Raw genomic sequence first — 20061 nt, 5'->3', positions numbered from 1 at the left:
ATGCGTTTGTAACGATGAATGAATTAACCCACACTGCCTTCGAGGCTTACCGAAAGCAGTTTTTGTGCTTCCACGGCAAACTCCATGGGAAGCTGGTTGAGCACTTCGCGGCAATAGCCGTTTACAATAAGACCGATTGCTTTTTCGGTATCAATGCCGCGCTGGTTGCAATAGAAAATCTGGTCTTCGCCAATTTTCGAAGTGGTGGCTTCGTGCTCCACAATGCCCGACTTATCGTTTATTTCGATGTAGGGGAATGTGTGCGCACCGCATTTATCGCCCATCAGCAGCGAATCGCACTGCGAGAAGTTGCGCGCATTTTTGGCGCCTTTGGCAATACGCACTAATCCGCGGTAGCTGTTGTTGCTGAAACCGGCCGAAATACCTTTTGAAATAATGGTGCTGCGCGTGTTGCGGCCCAGGTGAATCATTTTGGTACCGGTGTCGGCCTGCTGCATGTTGTTGGTAACAGCTACCGAGTAAAATTCGCCTACCGAATTATCGCCTTTCAGGATTACCGAAGGATACTTCCAGGTAATGGCCGAACCGGTTTCTACCTGAGTCCACGAAATTTTTGAATTGGCACCGAGGCAAATGCCACGCTTGGTGACAAAGTTGTAAATACCGCCACGGCCTTCTTTATCGCCGGGATACCAGTTTTGCACGGTTGAGTATTTCACTTCACCGTCGCGCTGGGCCACAATTTCCACCACGGCCGCATGCAGCTGGTTTTCGTCGCGCTGCGGGGCGGTGCAACCTTCGAGGTAGCTCACGTAAGCGCCTTCGTCGGCCACAATAAGTGTGCGTTCAAACTGACCGGTTCCGGCCGAGTTGATGCGGAAATAGGTGGAAAGTTCCATCGGGCAGCGCACGCCTTTGGGAATGTAGCAGAACGAACCGTCGCTGAACACGGCTGAGTTTAGTGCAGCGTAGTAGTTATCGGTATAAGGCACCACCGAGCCCATGTACTGGCGCACCAGTTCGGGGTGATCCTGCACGGCTTCGCTGAACGAGCAGAAGATGATGCCTTTTTCGGCCAGCACTTCCTTAAAGGTAGTTTTTACCGATACGCTGTCTATCACCGCATCCACGGCAATTTTCGACTCCACCCCCACGAGGCGTTTCTGCTCTTCGAGCGAAATGCCGAGCTTTTCAAAGGTTTTGAGCAGCTCGGGATCCACTTCTTCGAGGCTCCCTACGGTTGCTTTTTTCTTGGGCGCCGCGTAGTAGCTGATGGACTGAAAGTCGATGGAAGGATAATCGAGATGCGCCCAATGCTTCGGCTCTTCGAGTGTGAGCCAGTGGCGGAAGGCTTTAAGACGATATTCGAGCATCCATTCCGGCTCGTTTTTCTTGGCCGAGATGAAACGCACAATATCTTCGTTGAGTCCGAGCGGGGCAAACTCAGTATCAATATCCGATACAAAGCCGTATTTGTATTCGGAGGAAATATGTTCTTCGAGAACCGGATTTTGTTCAGCAGCCATAGTGGTGTGCTAGATGTGATCGCTATAGAAACAGTGGAAAACGCGCGAAGTTCAGCCGTGCAATGAATTACACCGAGAAACTTTCGCCGCAGCCGCAGGTGCGTGAGGCATTGGGGTTGTTAAACACAAACCCTTTGCCGTTGAGGCCGCCGGTGTAATCGAGCTCGGTGCCGGCCAGATAAAGGAAACTCTTGCGGTCAACCACTATTTTGATGCCTTTATCTTCAAACACCTGATCAGTGGGCAGCAAATTGTTGTCGAACTCCAGCTTGTACGAAAGCCCCGAACAACCACCACTATCCACTCCCACACGAATAAACGTATCAGCAGGGCGGTTTTCCTCTGCAATCAGGTGCAGCGCGTGCTCTTTGGCATTATCAGTTACCGTAATCATTTGATTATCAGTTTTAAAACTCAGAATCTTTATTTAGACTAATTCTAAACTTGGGTGCAAAAATACCTACTTTTAGGTAGCTGGGCAAGCAGATTAACAAGTTTTCGACAAATGAGCGGAACTAATGGATGTGGCTTTAGTAATAGCGTGATTTACAACCATTAAAACCTGTTAATGGTACGCAGCCCTTGCAAAAATGCAAGGGCTGCGTGCGGGGTATAAAAGATTAAAAGGATACAGGGTTACAAAGCGGCAGCCAGTTTTTGTTTTATTTCCTCTTCAGAAGCTGGTTTTGCTGCAAGTACTATTTTTTGTTGTGGTTGGATGATTAATTTCTCTGATGCAAAATAGGACTGGCTTTCTTTTTGGGCGGTAACAACAAGTACAGCTTCTTCGCCTACCGGCAATTGCATGGGTTCATAATCGCCGTGAGAAAAACCATAGGTGCCATCCGCTTTCTGGTATCCGGGGAGAAATATGTTTTTTCCTGGAAAAACAAGTGTAATATTCACACTGTTATATAATTTCTTGTCTTCCAGATCTGTAACAAAATCTACCTGTCGGGTGCGCGGATCGTTACTCAGCCGGTCAATGTTTGCCCAACCAAGTTTTTTCATACTGAATACATACGACTGTGAAGGGTCTGAAACTAAATAATTAGTGTTGAAATTTCCTTCTAAAATAACATTTCCCGCACCAGTAGTTCTACCGCCATTCGGGATCAGAGAACGATAATATTGTCTGATTTTTTCTGGTCTATAAATCAATGTATCATCTCCCTCTCTCAGAAAAACGGTATCCTCACCGATATATATTGCAATTGGATTAGGAGTTAAATCATCCGAAGACGAATCATATTCATCTCGACTTTGGATTGATGGATTTTCTGATTCCTGATCAATTTTTACCGGGTTAACCCAGTTCATTAATCCATTACTAATTTTACCTTCAAACACCGACATTCCCGCTTGTTTAGCTGCAGCAGGAATTTCTACATCCACAGCCGCATTGCGGTTTAATTTCAGCTCACGGCCATTGCTTCGGGCAGTTATTTCAATCATACCTCCGCTTTCCAACACCCGCCCGTTATGAAGTGTGGTAAGTCCGGCCAGCACAATATCTTCTGGCCTTACGGCCTCGCGGAGACTTACTTCTACCGGCGTTTTTACTTCACTCCCATCGGCAAAGCAAAAGGCTGATGCCGGTATGCGAAGTTGTGTGCCGTATTTTCCCTGAATAACAGTATCGCGAAACGGGTTTACTTTCCATTCCTGCTTCTCTAACACATTCGGTGTAAATACTAATGCAGGCTTGTACCGGCGTGGTTTGCGACGATTACTTTTAATTTTTGGAGTAATTTTTTCAGGTGCAGCAACCGGCGCAGGCTGTGGTGCTGGTGCAATTTCAGCAACTTGTTCGGGCTGACGGGTTGTTGCGGGTTGCTTGATTTCTACGGGTGCCGAACATCCGGCAAGAAGCAAAGCCGGTAAAACGAGGGTGAGAAGTATATGTTTCATACCTGTTAATTGCACTAAACTATAAAAGGTAACCCTTGCGGTTAAAATTTCTTACAGGTATAATATAGATAATTACCCCATTATATTCAAAAAAAACCCGGACAAATCCGGGCTTATACAGTTGTTATGAAGTTACCCCACCGGGCACGGACGGATATCGCCCGTATCATGCCACTCGTGCTCAATATCATGCAACACGAGTGCATTATCGAACTTTATGGTGCCTTTGGGAAACATATCGGTATCCTCGAAAAAGGAAGAACGAAGTGTTTTGGGAGCGATAAATTTGGGTTCCCAGTTATCGGGGCGGAATTCAAGACCTACCATTTTATCACCGGTGCGGGAATAGCCTACGGAGCCGCCACGGAAAAACAGGGAAGCCTGCTCTACACTATCAAACACAGAACCTTCAGGAAGTCCGTTAATTATGCGGGCATCAATGGAAAGGCTGGTATTGTCTGTGCTGATGATATCAACAAGATAACGGTCGCCTACTTCTTCGAAGTGGAAATAGGCATCCTGATTGCGGCCAGGAAAAATGCGGCCGTTTGTAATGTTATTGATGAACGAGGAATTATCGCGGCGGGGCACATAAACGCCTTCGCGCTTTACGCCGTCTTCCTCCCACTCTACCGCAATGCGGTAGGCGATATTTTTTGAACTGAGGCCAAGCATTTTGGGCATGCCTTTTACCCGCATTTCTTTCATCCGGATAAGGCATACGCCAGCAATAGCTCTGCCTTTCACCAATTTCGGACGAAACGGTGAGGGCAACAGCCGCTGGGCTACTTCAGGGTCAACCGTGTAATTAATCATTACACGTAATGCAATCAATCCCTTAATCACTGGCAACATGCTCGCTCTTCTTTGGGTGTAATTTGCAAGTATAACACCCGGCACGGTTCGTTGTTCAGTTCTCATTAAAATAAATGTTTTGAGCTTATTTTGTTGAACTAAACAACCATGTTTTCCTGTTGTTCACTCCACGAAATTAAAGTGTGAGTGAGGGGGAAAGCGTAACTTTGCGGCATGCTTGACAATTCTTCGCGCACTGAACTTGCCGAACTGGGCGAGTTTGGCCTAATCCGCCACCTTACCCAGCATGTTGAACTGCGCCACACCGGCAGTGTAAAAGGTGTGGGCGACGATGCCGCCGTGCTGAAGCCTGCCGAAAACATGCTAACGCTTGTTTCAACCGATATGCTGGCCGAGGGCGTGCATTTTGATCTGGGTTACATGCCGTTGCGGCATCTGGGCTACAAGGCGGCCACTGTAAATTTCAGCGATATCTGCGCCATGAACGGCACGCCCAAACAGCTGCTGGTATCAATGGCGGTATCAAGCCGTTTTCCGCTCGATGCCATTGAAGAGTTGTACAGCGGACTGCTGCTGGCCTGCAACCGCTACCATGTGGATCTGGTTGGCGGCGACACGACCTCATCGAAATCGGGGCTGGTGCTTTCGCTCACCATCATTGGCGAAGCCGCACCCGACAAAGTGGTGTACCGCAACGGCGCAAAGCCCGGCGATTTACTCTGCGTAACCGGCGACCTTGGCGGGGCTTACATTGGCCTGATGCTGCTGGAGCGCGAAAAGCAGGTGTTCAGAGAAAACCCCAACATCCAGCCCGACCTTGAAGGCAATGATTACGTGCTCGAACGCCAGCTCAAACCCGAAGCCCGCATAGACGTGGTGCAGCTGCTTGCCGACAGAGGCGTGAAACCTACCGCCATGATTGATATTTCCGACGGGCTGGCCTCCGAACTGCTGCACATCTGCTCGCAGTCGAAAACCGGGGCACAGGTGTTTGAAGAAAAACTTCCAATCGACCCGATGACCTACGAACGTGCCCGTGGCTTCAATCTTGATCCCACCACCTGCATGCTCAGCGGCGGCGAAGATTACGAACTGCTGTTCACCATCGACATCAACGATTTCGAAAAAGTACAGCATCACCCCGATATCACCATCATCGGCCACATTGCCGACGAATCAAACGGTATTAATCTGGTTTCAAAATCCAACACCGTGCATCCGATCACGGCGCAGGGCTGGAATGCATTTACAAGCGGAAAATAAATTGCTGTTTGCGTTGCGCAAACACAAAACGCCGGAGGTCAGCGCTGACTTCCGGCGTTTTTTTTATCTGTTTGAGTTTGCATGCGCTGCCAGCAAACCCGGCGCCACCTGCTGTCCGGGAGGAAGGTGGCCGTACACTTCTTCGAATGAGTAGCCGCAGTAATGCTCGGTGGGAAATTCATTCACTTTGTTTTTGATGAAGTGGATGAACTGGTTGTAGTTGCGTTCGCGGGTGAGCGTGTCGATGAAAGCGGTGTACTTTTCGGTGTTGTTGAAGAAATCGCCGGCAAGGAGATAGTGGAATATTTCGTAGGCGGCGAGGAATTTCTGATAGCCATTGTCGCCCGCGCCGGCGTGAGCAAAGTTGAGCAGATTGGGATCGTAGAAAAGGCGGATGAATTTTTCGATAAGTGCATACGCAGCATCCACTTCTTTGTATTGTTTTTCAAATGCTGCCCGCCCGGCTTCATCGCCTTGCGTGAATTTCACATGCAGGCAATTGGCCACGCGGTGCGCTACTTCCATTGCGACATAAATACCGCTCGAAAAAATAGGATCGAGGAACGCGGCTGAGTCGCCGGCAAGCGCATAGTTTGAACCGAATTTCTGCGTAACGCGATAGGAATAATCGCCCATTACCTGTACTTCGTGTTCAATGGAAGCACCTTCAAGCACCGGTTTAAGGCACATTGCTTCTTCAATAAGCTGCTTGTACAGCGCAGTTTTCCAATCGTCGCCAAGCAGCTTTTTTTGTTCTTTTACATAGGCATTATTGAGTGTAACACCAATGCTGAGGTGATTGCGCCCCACCGGAATAACCCAGAGCCAGCCTAATTTTTCGCCGCCTATGTACACAATTTTGATGAGTCCGCTGCTGAGGGCCGAATCATAATTCGTGTTTACCCAATGTGTAAACAAGGCCACACGATCCAGCCCTTCATACGGTTCACGTGTGCGCCGGCGCGAGGCGAGGAATGCATTTTGTCCGCTGGCATCGACCAGAAAACGTGCAGCGTAATTTTTGCGTGTACCGTCGTGATGCAGCACGTCGATCGTAGCTTGAGACGGATTGGTGAGATCGACATTTTTCACGGTGGCACCTTCAAACACATCGGCACCCAGCTGTGCTGCACGTTTAAGCAGGGCGTGGTCAAAGGGTGCGCGCAGGGTGTGCATACTCATCTCGGCACCATCATTCATAATTTTATCAAAACACCACACCGATTGCCGCAGCCCGTCGCGATCCACAAAGTTAACGCCGGGCTTTTTGGTGGTAAACGGCAATACCTGTTCAAGCACACCCATTTCCTGCAGCTTGTAATAGGTGTAAGGAATCAGCGATTCGCCCACATGATCACGCGGAAAAAATTCTTTTTCAAAAACGGCTACGGCATAGCCATTTTGCCTGAGATAATTTGCACAGGCAGAACCGCCCGGCCCGCCTCCAATAATGGCTACATCGTATTGCATCACCACAAGATAATTAATATGGCACGACAAGCAGGCACTGGCAGCATATAAAATTTAACTATCAACACCAGCCCTCGCCGCTACAATTTCAGCAAAGCTTTTGCCTGAGGTTTTGCTTTCTGCCCAGGCGGGGAAATCGAAATATTCGAAAGCCGAACGCTCAAACGGATCGTCGGCCAGCGGGGCAATGTTTTGCAGGAAAGCCTCGTAATCGGCAATTGTGGCTTTGTTTTGCTGGCTAAGGTTTTCGGCAAATGCGAGAAAGCGTGTTTCGAATTGGTAAACGCGGTTACGTGTTTTGAAATAGCGCGTTACCGAACGCAACACATACGGCAGTACTTCATGATTATCGAGTTCGATATGGAGGATGACCTGAAAAAGCTGGGCCACGGCATAAATCCATTCATTCAGCCCGATTGCCGTATCGTTGAGCAGGCGTGTAATCCAGCGCAGTGCAATATGAGGTTTTGCAATGCCGAAAAAAGCCACTGCAAGGCTTAGGCAGAAATGTGCTTCGCGGAGTTTGCTCAGGCGGCCTTCGTATTTATCAAGTCCTTCGCTGATACGCGGAGCAAGATCGGCGGCTTTCTGAAACTGGCCGATACTGTTGTATAAAGCCAGTTCGAGACTGAATGCGGAGGAGAAGAGTTTGATTTCAAGATCTTCGTTGCCGCCGGTGTCGAGCTGTTCGGGCAGGCGGCGCAGTTTTTCGAGGTAGATATCCACAGCATCGTACCTGCGCAGGCGGCCGGCCACATAAATCAGGTTAGTGAGCACCGAAAAATAGGCATTCGGCTCATCGCTGAAAATGGTGGTGTTTTCTTCAATCAGCGTGGCATTGGCGGCCAGCTGGGCATAGCAGTTTTCGTAGTCGTTGGCCGCAAAGTAATAGGCACTGCTGGTGTGATGATAGAGATAGCGGGCATTTACACTGTGCCGGCCGGCAATTTCGGCGGGCAATGCCTGATCGAGCAGGCTGCGCAGGTGTTCGAGCTGGGTGGTTTCGCGTGCACGGCCTGTGCGGTTGAGCTGCATAAACAAGCGGCTTTTTACATGCCATAAATCATTTATCACACGTATTTCTTCGGCCACCAGCCTGTCGTTTTCAAGCATCCCGGCCACCTGCGCATCACTTATGCCGGAGTAATTATCTTTTTCGGCAAGGAGTTTTTCGAGCGCCTGCACCTGCACCAGCACCGCATACTTTTCGTTGCGCAGGGCCAGCTTTTTCAAGCTGCGAAGCCGTTTGGCACACTGGTCATACAGTGTTTTTTTATACAGAATTTCCGTGTAATGCAATTCTTTCCAAAGCTGTGCATCAACCGAGCTGTTATGATGAAACACATCCAGACTGCGCAGAATACTTTCGTACAACCGGTTTTTGGTTATGCTGAATTGCCTGATAAAAGCCTCCTTCCTGAATTTTTTCAGCAATGCTTCCTCATTGTAATTTTCCTGCGCAGCGATGGCGTCGAATAACAGCACATAGTTGTTGCTTTCGCCAATGGTATGCCGCGATGAGAAAATCTTGAAATGCCGCCGCTCGGCTTTGTTGAGCGAAAGGATTAATTTATGCAATTGATCAGAACTCGTCTTTGACATGTAAGTAATTTTTAATCGGGAAACCGGAACACTATTGTCTCAAACAGCTTTTAAGAAAGCAATTTAGCAGAAATATGGCATTCCCACCGCATGTGAATCGTCAAATAATTACACCTTTAACATGTATATTTATGGGTGATCTTTTTATTTGACTGCACATATCAAATCATAACACATGTATTAAAATGATTTTCAATATATTATACTATAAAAATATATCTTTGATCTGTATATTTTGCTCAATAATTGATTTGTGAAGCAAACGGTGTGGATGTAGGTTTGCATTGTATTGATCAACAAGCCGAGATCCGGAGTCTGATAAACGGGGATGTGCGTCAGGCTCCGGGTCAACGCAAAATGAATCACACTAAGAAAACAATTGACAGGTAACATGGGGATGTGCGCCTGTTGATTGTTTTTTGTTGCAGCTATCCGAGGTATTTGCATACCTGCGCAGGCGGGAAACAGTATCTTTAACCCAAACCAATTACGTTTCGGAACACGTGCACTTTCGCCTCAACCTGTTTTTGATCTGGCTGTTCTCGCTGGCAGCACTGCCTGATTTTGCACAAACGAGGCATTTCCGTAATTACTCGGTTGATGACGGGCTGGCTTTTGTGCAGGTTTACACCATTTTTCAAGACAGTAAAGGTTACCTCTGGTCGGGCGGGTATGGTGGTTTGAGCCAGTTTAACGGGCTTACGTTCAGCAATTATTCACCCCGCAACGGATTGCCTAACCACTGGGTAACAGGCATAACCGAAGACAAACAGAAAAACCTGTGGGTAGGCACCATTGACGGAGCCAGCCGCCTTCGAAACGGGAGGTTTGAAAACTTTAATGCTTCCAACGGACTTGCGGGAAACCACGTAAACTGCCTGCTTCAAACAACCACTGGTGCGCTTTGGTTTGGCACCGAAAGCGGACTGACGCTTTACAACGGCATCAATTTTATTTCGCTCTCCGCGCAAGGACCAGGGCGACAGGAAATACTATGCCTTTACGAACAGAAAAACACATCGGTACTCTGGATCGGCACGCGAAACGGAATTTACCGTTATGCCGACGGGCAGTTTACGCATTTCCCGATGCCGGCGCTTTTTAATAATGATGTAAAAGCCATTGCACACGACATAAACGGCGATTTGCTGGCCGGCACGTCCGACGGGATATTCATTTTTGAGGAAGGCCGGTTCAGGCTGCTGCTGCCGCCTTCGAGCGTGGATATGCCCGATGTGAATGCCTTGTTTACCGACAATGAAAACACCACCTGGATTGGCGCAGGCAACGGGCTTTTTGCGTGGGACGGCAAAACGATAAGGCGTATTCTGGTAGCGCGAAATATTAATGCCGAAAAAATTGATTGTATTTACCAGGACTATGAAGGCAGTTTGTGGCTGGGCACACATGCAGGCATGTATCGCTACCGGGGTGATGCGTTTATCAGCTACGGCGTGCACGAAGGCCTGAGCAACTATTTCATTTTTGGTGTTACGGAAGATAATGACGGAAACATCTGGGCCTGCTCCGAAACCGGCGGCGTGTTTAAGATGGCCGATGACGAGAAATTTGTAAACTATACCACAAAAGACGGACTCCCCTCAAACCGCACCAACGACGCCGAAACCACTCCCGACGGATCAGTGTGGATTGGGACCGGCAACGGGCTGGCACGCTGGAAAAACGGACGCTTTACCACATACACCAAAAAAAACGGACTGGAAAGCGATACGGTAAATACGTTGATGACCGACCGGAAGGGGCGGCTTTGGATTGGCGGCGGACAAGGCATTACACTTTTCGAAAACGAAAAATTTACCGCTTTCGAAATTCCTCCCGGTAATAAAAAAGCATTCAATGTCTGGTACCTCACCGAAACTGCTGATGGTAAAATCTGGGTAGGCACCTATTTGGGCGGATTGTATGTGTTTGACGGGAAAACGTTTGCCGATGCGACTTCACTCACCGGACTGAAAACAGAATCGTACTTTTCAATTTGTCAGGATAAAACCGGACGTATGTTTTTTGGTACACTCGACGGGGTGTTTATCTGGGACGGGAAACGCGGCGATAAGATTTCAGAGCTCGACGGGATGAATTCTGATCTGGTGTATGCCATGCTGCTTGATAAAGAACAGCGTTATTTGTGGATAGGCACCAATCAGGGCCTCAACCGGTTTGACCTTGAAACCTACAGGCGCAACGGCTCCAAACAAATTACCACACTGGGCAAGGAAGAAGGCTTTATGGGGGTAGAATGTAACTCGAACGGTGCGCTGCTCGACAGCAGAGGGATCATGTGGTTTGGTACGGTAAACGGATTGATACGCTACAACCCGGCCCGGCAGCGTATGAACCCGGCCTATACCAAAACAAACATTACAGGCATCCGGCTTTTTTATCAGGACACCGCATTGCAAAACAATGTGGAGTTGCCGTATTCCGACAACAACCTTTCGTTTGAGTTTGTAGGTATTTGCTTAACGCAGCCGGGCAAAGTACGCTACCGCTATCAGCTCGAAGGATTCGACAAAACCTGGTCGCCGGCTGCACATGAAAATGCGGCCACGTATGCCAACCTGCCTCCGGGTAAATACAAATTCAAAGTAATCAGCAGCAACAACGAAGGCCTCTGGTCGCCACAGCCGGCTGAGTTTACTTTTGTGATTCAAACTCCCATCTGGCAGCGCACCTGGTTTCAGCTGCTCATTGTGGCGGCGGCATTGTTGCTTATCATTACCGTGGTGCTGCTGCGTATCCGCCAGATCAAACGCCGCGAGCGGCTGGAAGCCGAAACACATGTGGCCATGTCGCGCAATGAGCTGAAAGCCCTGCGCGCGCAGATGAATCCGCACTTTGTATTCAACTCGCTCAATTCCATTCAGCATTTTATCTTAAACAACAAATCGGCCGATGCCGGCAAATACCTTAATAAATTTGCCCGCCTTATCCGCATCATCCTCTACAACTCCGAAAAAACTGCACTCACCGTGCGCGAGGAGCTTGAATACCTCCAGCTCTATCTCGACCTCGAAGCCCTGCGTTTCGAAAACCGGTTTACCTGGGAAGTGGATATTTCAGACGATATCGACATCGACTACATTGAAATACCACCCATGCTGCTTCAGCCCTACATTGAAAATGCAATCCTGCACGGACTCATGCCACGCGGCGATAACGGCAAACTGAACCTCAGCTTCCGGCTTCAGGAAAATACAATGGTGTGCAGCATTGTGGATAATGGCATTGGCCGTGAGCGTTCTCGCTCAATCAGGCAACTGTCTAAACAAAAAGACCATAAATCGTTAGGCATGAAAATTACCAACGACCGGCTTGAACTCATCAACCGCCTGAACGGAAGCAACCTGAGCATGTCTATCACCGACTTATACGACGAAGCCGACGAGCCGGCCGGAACACGTGTTGATATATTCATACCTGTTTCCTAATTTGCAGCCGCACGAAACATTTCATTCACATCAATTACCTGACTCATTATGATTACTGCCGTTATTGTAGAAGACGAAACCAAGAGCCGCGAGGTACTGGAAACATTAGTGAAAACAAATTGCCCGGATGTGCAGGTGGTGGCTACGGCCGACGCTGTGGCCTCGGGCGTAGAGCTGATTCGAAAAGTAAACCCAAAACTGGTTTTTCTCGATATTGAAATGGCCGACGGCAGCGGCTTCGATTTGCTCGAACAATTGCCGCAGGCCGGCTTTGATGTAATTTTTACCACAGCTTCAGACCAGCATGCCCTGCGCGCTATTAAATACAGCGCAATCGACTATCTGCTCAAACCCATCGACGGCGACGAGCTGAAGGCGGCGGTAGATAAAATTGTGAAAAAGCAAAGCGGCAACGATAATCTCGAAAACCTCAAGTTCCTGCTGCAAAACTTCCGCATGCCTTCTGAGCAGTACACAAAAATTACACTGCCCACCGGAAATGCCTACGAAATTGTAAACGTAAAAGACATTATCCGCTGCGAAGCCGATGGCAGCTACACCAGCTTCTTCCTCGAAAGCAAAAAGAAACTCCTCGTATCAGCCAGCCTCAAACATTACGAAGATCTGCTGCCCGAAAACGATTTCATCCGCGTTCACCATCATCACCTCATCAATATCAACCACGTGGTGCGCTATCTGAAAACCGATGGCGGCTATGCAGTAATGACCGACGGCTCGCAAATCGAAATTTCGCGCCGTAAAAAAGATGCATTCCTGCAGCGTCTAAATAAAATCTAAACTTCATACCAAATTATTATCGAGGCGCAACACCCCAAGTTGCGCCTCGATGCATTTATTACCGCAGGTAAGCCTAATTAACCTTTCACCACACCTGAAAGCACTTGCATTGCCAGTTTTCATGTTTATTTTTTCCATTTACGGCTTTCCTGCTGCCACATATCAAAGAGAAGAATCGGGGTATGGGTGATGTATGTATAATTGCAATGTAGTACCTCCGGGAACGTCCGGAGATTAGCTGAAAAAATTGAAGACAAAGAGCAGGACAGCAATGTCCGGGGAGCAGTCTGATGATCGGTGTACGTGGGGATGTTACATCGGCTGTCTGCTGTTCCCCCGCTCTTTCCGGTTTTAAAGCACTGTCTGATCCCCCGGACATCTATTCATACTTTTCCCCGCGCATCCCGCATTTTACTCATTCACAATTGCTGCTGTTTTATCTGAAACAGGCAGCGTAAAAACGTATTCGTATGAATAAAAAATTACTCCTCAGTATCGCCGCGGTTGCGGCAGTATTTCACAGCCTTTCGGCGCAATCGACCCTGGGTTATTCCGTGCTTGATATCAATCAGGCACATGCGGGTGTAAATTCAAACGGCGCATTGTTTACCAACTACACCACATTCGGGCCGCAGTATGAAGTGCCCGCAAATTCAAACAAACATACTTTTTATGCCGATGCCATGTGGATTGGCGGCTATGATACAGCGGGCCTGCTGCACACGGCTGCACAAACATATTCGCAGGCGGGTGTTGACTTTTTCGGCGGGCCGGTTTCAAGTCCTTCGGCCTATAACACCACTTTTGACAACCAGTGGGCACAGGTGTGGAAAATAAACAAAACGCAGATCGACAGTTTTGTGAACTGGTATGCCAACCCTTCGTTATATCCTAATTATACCATTCCGGCCGTAATTACCACATGGCCCGGCAACGGCGATACGAATCAGGGACAAGCCACCATGCTTGCCGCATTTGTGGATCTGAATCAGAATGGTCTCTACGAACCTATGCAGGGCGAATACCCCTGCATCAAAGGCGACCAGATGATCTTTGCCATCTATAACGACGACCGCGATGTGCACACCGAAACCGGCGGACGCAAGTTTAAGACCGAAATACACATGACGGTTTACGCCTACAGCCGTCCGGGCAACTGGCTCGACAGTACCGTGTTTATCAATTACCGTGTGTACAATCGCTCCACGAATGACTATGTAAATACGTTTATAGGTAAATGGGCCGATTTTGATATTGGTGCGTATGGTGATGATTTCATTGGCAGTGATGTATTGCGTGGAATGGTGTATGGTTACAACGGCGCTGTAAACGATGGTGGCAACAGCGCACCGGGAACCGGCACTTACGGAGCCAATCCGCCGGCGCAGGGCATCATGTTTTTGCGCGGCCCGCAGGCTGATGCCGGCGACGGAATTGATAACGATTACGACGGCGCTGTGGATGAAGCCGGCGAATACTGCAAAGTGAACCGGTTCATGTACTATAATAATGACGGCTCGCCGAGAGGAAATCCTACCGACACCACACAATACTACGGCTACATGACTTCATACTGGCGTGATACAAGTCCGCTTACCTATGGCGGCAACGGCTACGGCGGCACTACACAGGCGCATTTTATGTTTCCGGGCAGTTCTGATCCGCAGGGCTTTGGCACCAACATGGTTCCTCAGGCGCCGTGGGATGAAGTTTCGGCTGGTTCAACACCTGGCGATCGACGTGGTGTAGGCACATCGGGTCCGTTTACATTTGAAGCCGGCGAAATGCTTTGCCTCGACTATGCGTATTTATATGCACGCGGCAACAACGGCCCCGCAAGCAGCGTAGCCCGCCTGCAGCAAGTAGCCGACAGCACCCGCTACTGGTATGATCCGCAACCGCCCTGCGCATGCAACACGGTAAACCCCACCGGCATCCACCAATCTTTAACCCCGACGCGAACTGTCAGCCTGTATCCGAACCCGGCCAGCACAGTAGTGTTTGTAAACTACGAAGTGAAAGCTGCGAATGCTTCGTGGATCATTACAGACATTACCGGCCGCACTGTGGATACCGGGCTGATAGCCGCGGGCAACTCCTCGCAGGTAAATATCAGTAACCTGCCCGCAGGCATTTACACCCTGCGCATTGCCGACGGACAAACCATTGCCCAGGCGCGATTCGTGAAACAATAACTTTTGGCCACGCCCCGGCACGCACGCCTGTTTGAGTATATATTCAGACAGGCGTGTTTTTTTTACCCGGGCCAGATACTGCTCGTTTATTCGTTTTAGACAGCCAAATTACAACCACCACATACTACAATTTCCTGTTTTTCAGTTAGTTACCACTCATTTACAAAATCGACCAACAAGTAATCTAAACAGACCAACAGGCAAAGCATACCGACAAATTCCACTGCCACTTATCGCAAAAAATGTCCCGCCTGAAGCAAATCATTTGCCACCTGTTGAAAGTCCACAACATTGTATAGCGTGTCCGCGTACTATTGTATAGAAAGCTTCACCAAACAAAAAGAAGCCAACTAATAAGAGTAAGTTCTCTGACATACTGGAAGCACTTCAACTCAATACTGTGTGATACGGATGTTGTTAAAATGTGAACGGCCGAGTACTAAAAAACGTTAATTCAATCAACGTTTCCAATACCTGAACGTCATATTATCAAACACGTTCGTTGAAACACGGAGAACAGAAGGACGTACAGGTTTGTGTGTGTACGTGGGGATGTTACATATTCAAACAGGTACTGCCTTCTTTCTTTTTACTTGTATCTTTTTTTACTTACTGCATTATTTAGTCAGAAGTAAATATTAAGTCATAAATACTATTCACCTTCTAAATACGTTTGGTTATGAAAAGGCACGATGTTATCCGAAAAGACAATATGCAAAATAGACATGAATATCATGTGGACGGACTCGGTACTATGGGATTCATTTTTGGTCTTGCTTGTGTGGGTATTATTCTTTACAGCATTATACAGTTAATTTTTTCCTGAGTGTGTGTGGGACCCGGTTGTTGAATGATCGGCAAGGATTGTAAACAACCGGGTTTATTAAGAGTTTCAGCGGTAATTAAGCCGCTTCGCAATAAATAAGTTCTTGTACGTATTCAATCACTGTTTGCATAGCCCGGCTTGCCGGATTCAGGCAGAATGAAACAGAAAGTATTATGCTCCGTTTCCGACTTTGTGCGGCACGGAAATGCAAACGTTCTTTTCCCATTTCGCAGTCCCGTAAGACTGCAGTGTAAATTGAAATTACGCAGCCCCGTAAGGTTGCAGTGTAAATTGAAATTACGCAGCCCCGTAAGGTTGCGGCGAAATTCCGAACCCCGTAAGGTTCTTCCGCATTAAGAAATCGAAAAAACGACTCCCGGTTAGTTTGAATTATTCATTTACCGGACATGAGCAAGATTAGTTACTGTACAATGTAATTGGGCAACCCCGTAAGGTTGCAAACAAAAAAATCAGGATACGTTCTTTTGAGAAATTGATTTTAAACAACCCCGTAAGGTTGTACTGTTTTAACGAACCCCGTAAGGTTCGTTTGTTTTTCAGCTTCCGTTCTTTTATTTATTATTAATATGGTTTCTGCAATGCTTTTCCGGATTTCCGGAGCTGTAATGCATCGCTATAGTTACTTACCCGTTCTGGTTGGGGAAGTGTTTTTGGTTAGCCTTGTTTTGTGTGTGTAACAAGGCCGATTGGTTTCCAACTGCTTTTCCTATGCAGTTGTTCATTTTGGCAGTCGCGTTTTTTTAAGGTTAAGGCGTGACTAAATTTAAAAGCCGGTTGCAAATGTGCAGCCGGCTTTTGCTTTTATTATGATCATGCGTTTTACACGCCCGAAAATTTCCGTTTATAACAGGCACCGGTAAACGCGCGGAGTTTCTGCAAGGTAAGTTCGCGCGCTTCAATGAAGCCCATGTGGCCAACACGATCGAGGGCAAGCAGGCGGCAGGTTTTGGGGAGGCTGGCCTGTTCTTCGAGTGTGTGAAAGGGAATTACATTATCGCGCTTACCGGCAATAATGAGTACCGGGTATTGTGCAAATTTAAGCACGGGCTCACGGTTACGGCGTATTTTCATGCCTTCGAGTGCGGCTACAATGCCCTGTTTGCGTGTGCGTGAGGCCACGCGGCGCAGCCAGGTAATTTCCTTTTTCATGTAGCGCACATTGGCCAGCGCAAACAGGTTGGTCACCAGCGGATGCGTGTATTTTACCGCGCTGCGTTTCACAATGCGTATGGCGCGCTCGCGGTCCAGCTGCTTCTCTTCGCTGTCGGCCAGTGCGGTGCTGTGAAACAGACAGAGGCCGCGCAAAAATTCGGGGTACTTCTCGGCAAAAGCCAGCGCCACATAGCCGCCCATCGAATGCCCGGCAATAACATACCGCCTCAGCCCGGCCTGATCCATTACATCTTTCACCACATCGGCCATGCGCTCCATGCGGTGTACGTAGCCCAAACAATCAGACTTGCCGTGGCCGGGAAGGTCAATGGCAATGACGCGGAATTTTTTGGCAAGCTCGTCGGCAAAGCCATTGTAGTTCCACACTTCAAGCGATTCGAGAAAGCCATGCAACAACACAATAGCGCGGCCTTTGCCGGTATCGGAATAACGGATACGCGCACCACGGCACACCACTGTTTTTAGCGGACGTACCTCATCTTTTTTCTGTTCAGCCTTTCCGTTTTTCGCAGCAGCCATCAGCGAAAGATGATAAATTTTTGACTAACCACTGCTTCTCCGGCTTCAATGCGCACAAAATAAATTCCCGGCGCATACGCCGCCACATCAAACGCACACTGGTTTACCGCCTGCTGCTGCATAAGCTGTTTGCCCGCGCTGTTGTATATCGTGCAAACGGCTTCGCGCCCCTGAAATTTCACCTCAAGCACATCGCTGGCCGGGCTCGGGAAAACAGCAACGTCAGGAATCTCTGCCATCGTCGGCACGTCAGAAGCCGTGCACGGATTATAATTGTTTTTGATGCTCTTGCCAATGGCTACATTTTTCTGTATCACATTGGCTGGCATGTTTCGCACGCCCAGTTGTGCCGGCTCATCAAAACCACCCGGCCATAAATAGCCGATCAGTCCGGCAATACTTGTATCGGCCACCGCCAGATCGTAGTAGTTCTGCACCATGTATTCAATGGTATCCGGCGCATATCCTGCCTGGCCGTAAAGCGTAATCCACTGGTCGTCGATAATCAGAAACAATTCCTGCGACGATGAAGTGCGTGCATTTTTCAGCAGCGTCAGGTTCTGCATAAACTGCGCATCGTTTGGCGGATCAAAAATGCCGTACATATCGAAAGCAAGCCAGTCGGCCGAGGGCGGCACCTGAAACTGATTCATCATGGTGTAGGCCTCCACCAGAAAAACCGGAATAGCCGGAAATGCCTGCTGCAAAAGCGTGCACACCGTATCCAGTTCGGCATAGGTTACACCGTTCCAGTACGGCTCATCCACAATATAAAATGCGCCTATCGAAGCCGGCGTAATGGCTGCTTGGTTGATGGCCAGAAACTGATTCCAGCGGCTCAGGTAATCGCTGCGCAGCCCGTAGTTGGCGCCGCTGGGGCCGTTGGTGTCTTCGTATTCAAAAAACACAGACTGTATGTGCAGCATGGGCAGTACGCAGCGGCTGTTCATATTGGCAATGCGCTGCACAATGTTATCCGAGGGGCTGTACACCGCCAGATGCGCCACGTTCGAGAACGTGTCCACTTCGTTCAGGTAATTGGTCACTGCAGATGTATCATGCGGATCGTCCCAGAACACATCAATAAGTGCAAAACCAAAATAGCGAAGATGCGGCGGGGCTGTTTGTGCCTGCGCGGTGCGGCCCAGCAGGGCCATAATAACAACAAGTAAAAACAGCCGCTTCATGCCGGTGTTCAGTTGCGTGCCTCAGCCATGAGCTGCTCGATATGATCAGCTTCAATGGGGATATTGGCCATGAGGTCTATCTGGCCATTGTTGCTGAGCAGAATATCGTTTTCAATGCGCACACCAATGCCTTCGGCGGGAATGTAAATGCCGGGCTCGCAGGTGTAAACCATGCCTGCTTCAAACTTGCGGTAGCGTGCGCCCACATCGTGCACATCAATACCGAGGTAGTGCGAGGTGCCGTGCATGAAATACTTTTTGTACAGCGGTGCATCGGGGTTTTGCTTCTTCACTTCAGCCGCATCCAGCAGGCCGAGTTTAATGAGCTCTTCTTCCATGGCCAGCCCCACTTCCTTGTGGTAATCCACAATCATGTTGCCGGGCACAAGACGTGAGGTGGCATAACGCATTACGCGCAGCACGGCATTGTACACATCGCGCTGGCGCGGGGTGTATTTGCCGTTTACGGGCACCGTGCGGGTAAGATCGCTTTGGTAGTTGGCGTAGCCTGCAGCAAAATCCATGAGTACAATATCTCCGTCGTGGCACTGCTTGTCGTTGATGTTGTAGTGCAGCACGCATGAGTTTTTGCCGGCTGCAATAATGGGTTCATAGCCAGCAAAGCCGGCACCGTGGCGGATAAATTCATGTGCCAGTTCGGCCTCAATTTCGTATTCCCACACGCCGGGTTTAATGAACCCGAGCACACGGCGGAAGCCTTTTTCCGTAAGGTCGCAGGCTTTGCGCATGAGTTCAATTTCAATGTCAGATTTAATGGCACGCAGCTCATGCAGAATGGGTGCCGAGCGCAGGTAATTGTGCATCGGGTAGGTTTCGCGGCACCATTTTACAAAACGTGCATCGCGGGTTTCCACCTCAATTACGGCGCGGTAGTGCTCGTTGGTATTGAGGTACACGTTTTCGGCTTCTACCATTAACGTGTAAAGAATCTGTTTGAACTGGTGTGTCCAATACACTTTGCGCACACCCGAAACCTCGGTGGCCTGTTCCTTATTCAGTTTTTCGCCTTCCCAGATGGCAATATGCTCGCTGGTTTCGCGCACAAAAAGCACTTCGCGGTGATCGGGGTCAATGGAATCGGGAAAAAGCACCAGAATGGTTTCTTCCTGATCCACACCCGAAAGGTAAAACAGGTCGCTGTTCTGGCGGAATTTCATGGTGCCGTCGGCCCCGGTTGGCATTACATCATTGGCATTCAAGATTGCAATGGAATTGGGCTTCATGCGTGAAGCAAACCGGCGGCGGTTATCGGTAAACAGCGAATTGTTTATGGATGCGTAGCGCATAGGTATGTGTGTTGGAATGAGGGTTAAAGATAAAGGA

13 protein-coding genes are annotated in these 20061 nt (G+C 48.8%); 4 read left to right on the top strand and 9 right to left on the bottom strand.

Annotated elements, in window-relative coordinates:
* Positions 1-23: 23 nt before the first annotated feature.
* From sufB to IM638_00155, 4 genes are all read right to left on the bottom strand, one after another.
* Entirely contained in the window at positions 24-1487 is a 1464-nt protein-coding gene (gene sufB / locus IM638_00170; GenBank protein MCA6361425.1) for a Fe-S cluster assembly protein SufB, read from the bottom strand.
* Positions 1488-1554: 67 nt separating this feature from the next.
* The gene (locus tag IM638_00165) at positions 1555-1881 is read right to left on the bottom strand and encodes an iron-sulfur cluster assembly accessory protein (GenBank protein ID MCA6361424.1); all 327 of its coding nucleotides are present in this window, start codon (positions 1879-1881) and stop codon (positions 1555-1557) included.
* 242 nt (positions 1882-2123) lie between these two features.
* Positions 2124-3398, bottom strand: a complete 1275-nt coding sequence (locus tag IM638_00160; GenBank protein ID MCA6361423.1) for a hypothetical protein — start codon at positions 3396-3398, stop codon at positions 2124-2126.
* A gap of 132 nt (positions 3399-3530) precedes the next feature.
* The gene (locus IM638_00155; GenBank protein MCA6361422.1) at positions 3531-4253 is read right to left on the bottom strand and encodes a DUF2071 domain-containing protein; all 723 of its coding nucleotides are present in this window, start codon (positions 4251-4253) and stop codon (positions 3531-3533) included.
* A 174-nt stretch (positions 4254-4427) separates the two neighbouring features.
* Here IM638_00155 and thiL point away from each other — a divergent pair, with 174 nt between their 5' ends.
* Positions 4428-5477: a thiamine-phosphate kinase gene (thiL, locus tag IM638_00150; protein ID MCA6361421.1), complete on the top strand. Its 1050-nt coding sequence runs from the start codon at positions 4428-4430 to the stop codon at positions 5475-5477.
* A gap of 63 nt (positions 5478-5540) precedes the next feature.
* Here the strand turns inward: thiL and IM638_00145 are convergent, their stop codons facing one another.
* Both IM638_00145 and IM638_00140 read right to left on the bottom strand, forming a co-directional pair.
* A complete protein-coding gene (locus IM638_00145) occupies positions 5541-6947 on the bottom strand; it encodes a tryptophan 7-halogenase (GenBank protein ID MCA6361420.1) in 1407 nt (468 codons plus the stop codon).
* Between the two features lie 54 nt (positions 6948-7001).
* Positions 7002-8549, bottom strand: coding sequence for a hypothetical protein (locus IM638_00140; protein ID MCA6361419.1), 1548 nt, complete (start codon positions 8547-8549; stop codon positions 7002-7004).
* 503 nt (positions 8550-9052) lie between these two features.
* Between IM638_00140 and IM638_00135 the strand changes: the two genes are divergently transcribed.
* The 3 genes from IM638_00135 to IM638_00125 all read left to right on the top strand — a co-directional run bounded on the left by IM638_00135 (position 9053) and on the right by IM638_00125 (position 14991).
* A complete protein-coding gene (locus IM638_00135; protein MCA6361418.1) occupies positions 9053-11998 on the top strand; it encodes a histidine kinase in 2946 nt (981 codons plus the stop codon).
* 48 nt (positions 11999-12046) lie between these two features.
* Entirely contained in the window at positions 12047-12796 is a 750-nt protein-coding gene (locus tag IM638_00130) for a response regulator transcription factor (protein ID MCA6361417.1), read from the top strand.
* Between the two features lie 470 nt (positions 12797-13266).
* On the top strand, positions 13267-14991 hold the full coding sequence (locus IM638_00125; protein ID MCA6361416.1) for a T9SS type A sorting domain-containing protein: 1725 nt from the start codon (positions 13267-13269) through the stop codon (positions 14989-14991).
* A gap of 1666 nt (positions 14992-16657) precedes the next feature.
* On the opposite strand, the gene IM638_00120 is transcribed toward IM638_00125, so the two are convergent.
* From IM638_00120 to IM638_00110, 3 genes are read right to left on the bottom strand one after another with little or no spacing between them, the layout of a single operon-like run.
* Positions 16658-17530 (bottom strand): alpha/beta hydrolase, encoded by an 873-nt coding sequence (locus IM638_00120; GenBank protein ID MCA6361415.1) that lies wholly within the window; start codon positions 17528-17530, stop codon positions 16658-16660.
* A complete protein-coding gene (locus IM638_00115) occupies positions 17530-18717 on the bottom strand; it encodes a T9SS type A sorting domain-containing protein (GenBank protein ID MCA6361414.1) in 1188 nt (395 codons plus the stop codon). The genes IM638_00120 and IM638_00115 overlap by 1 nt, the downstream gene beginning before the upstream one ends.
* Positions 18718-18725: 8 nt before the next feature.
* The gene (locus tag IM638_00110) at positions 18726-20024 is read right to left on the bottom strand and encodes an aminopeptidase P N-terminal domain-containing protein (GenBank protein MCA6361413.1); all 1299 of its coding nucleotides are present in this window, start codon (positions 20022-20024) and stop codon (positions 18726-18728) included.
* Between the last annotated feature and the right edge of the window lie 37 nt (positions 20025-20061).

The sequence above is a fragment of the Bacteroidota bacterium genome (assembly GCA_020402865.1).
Taxonomy (GTDB): domain Bacteria; phylum Bacteroidota; class Bacteroidia; order Palsa-965; family Palsa-965.
This window is presented reverse-complemented; position numbering and strand designations above follow the sequence as displayed.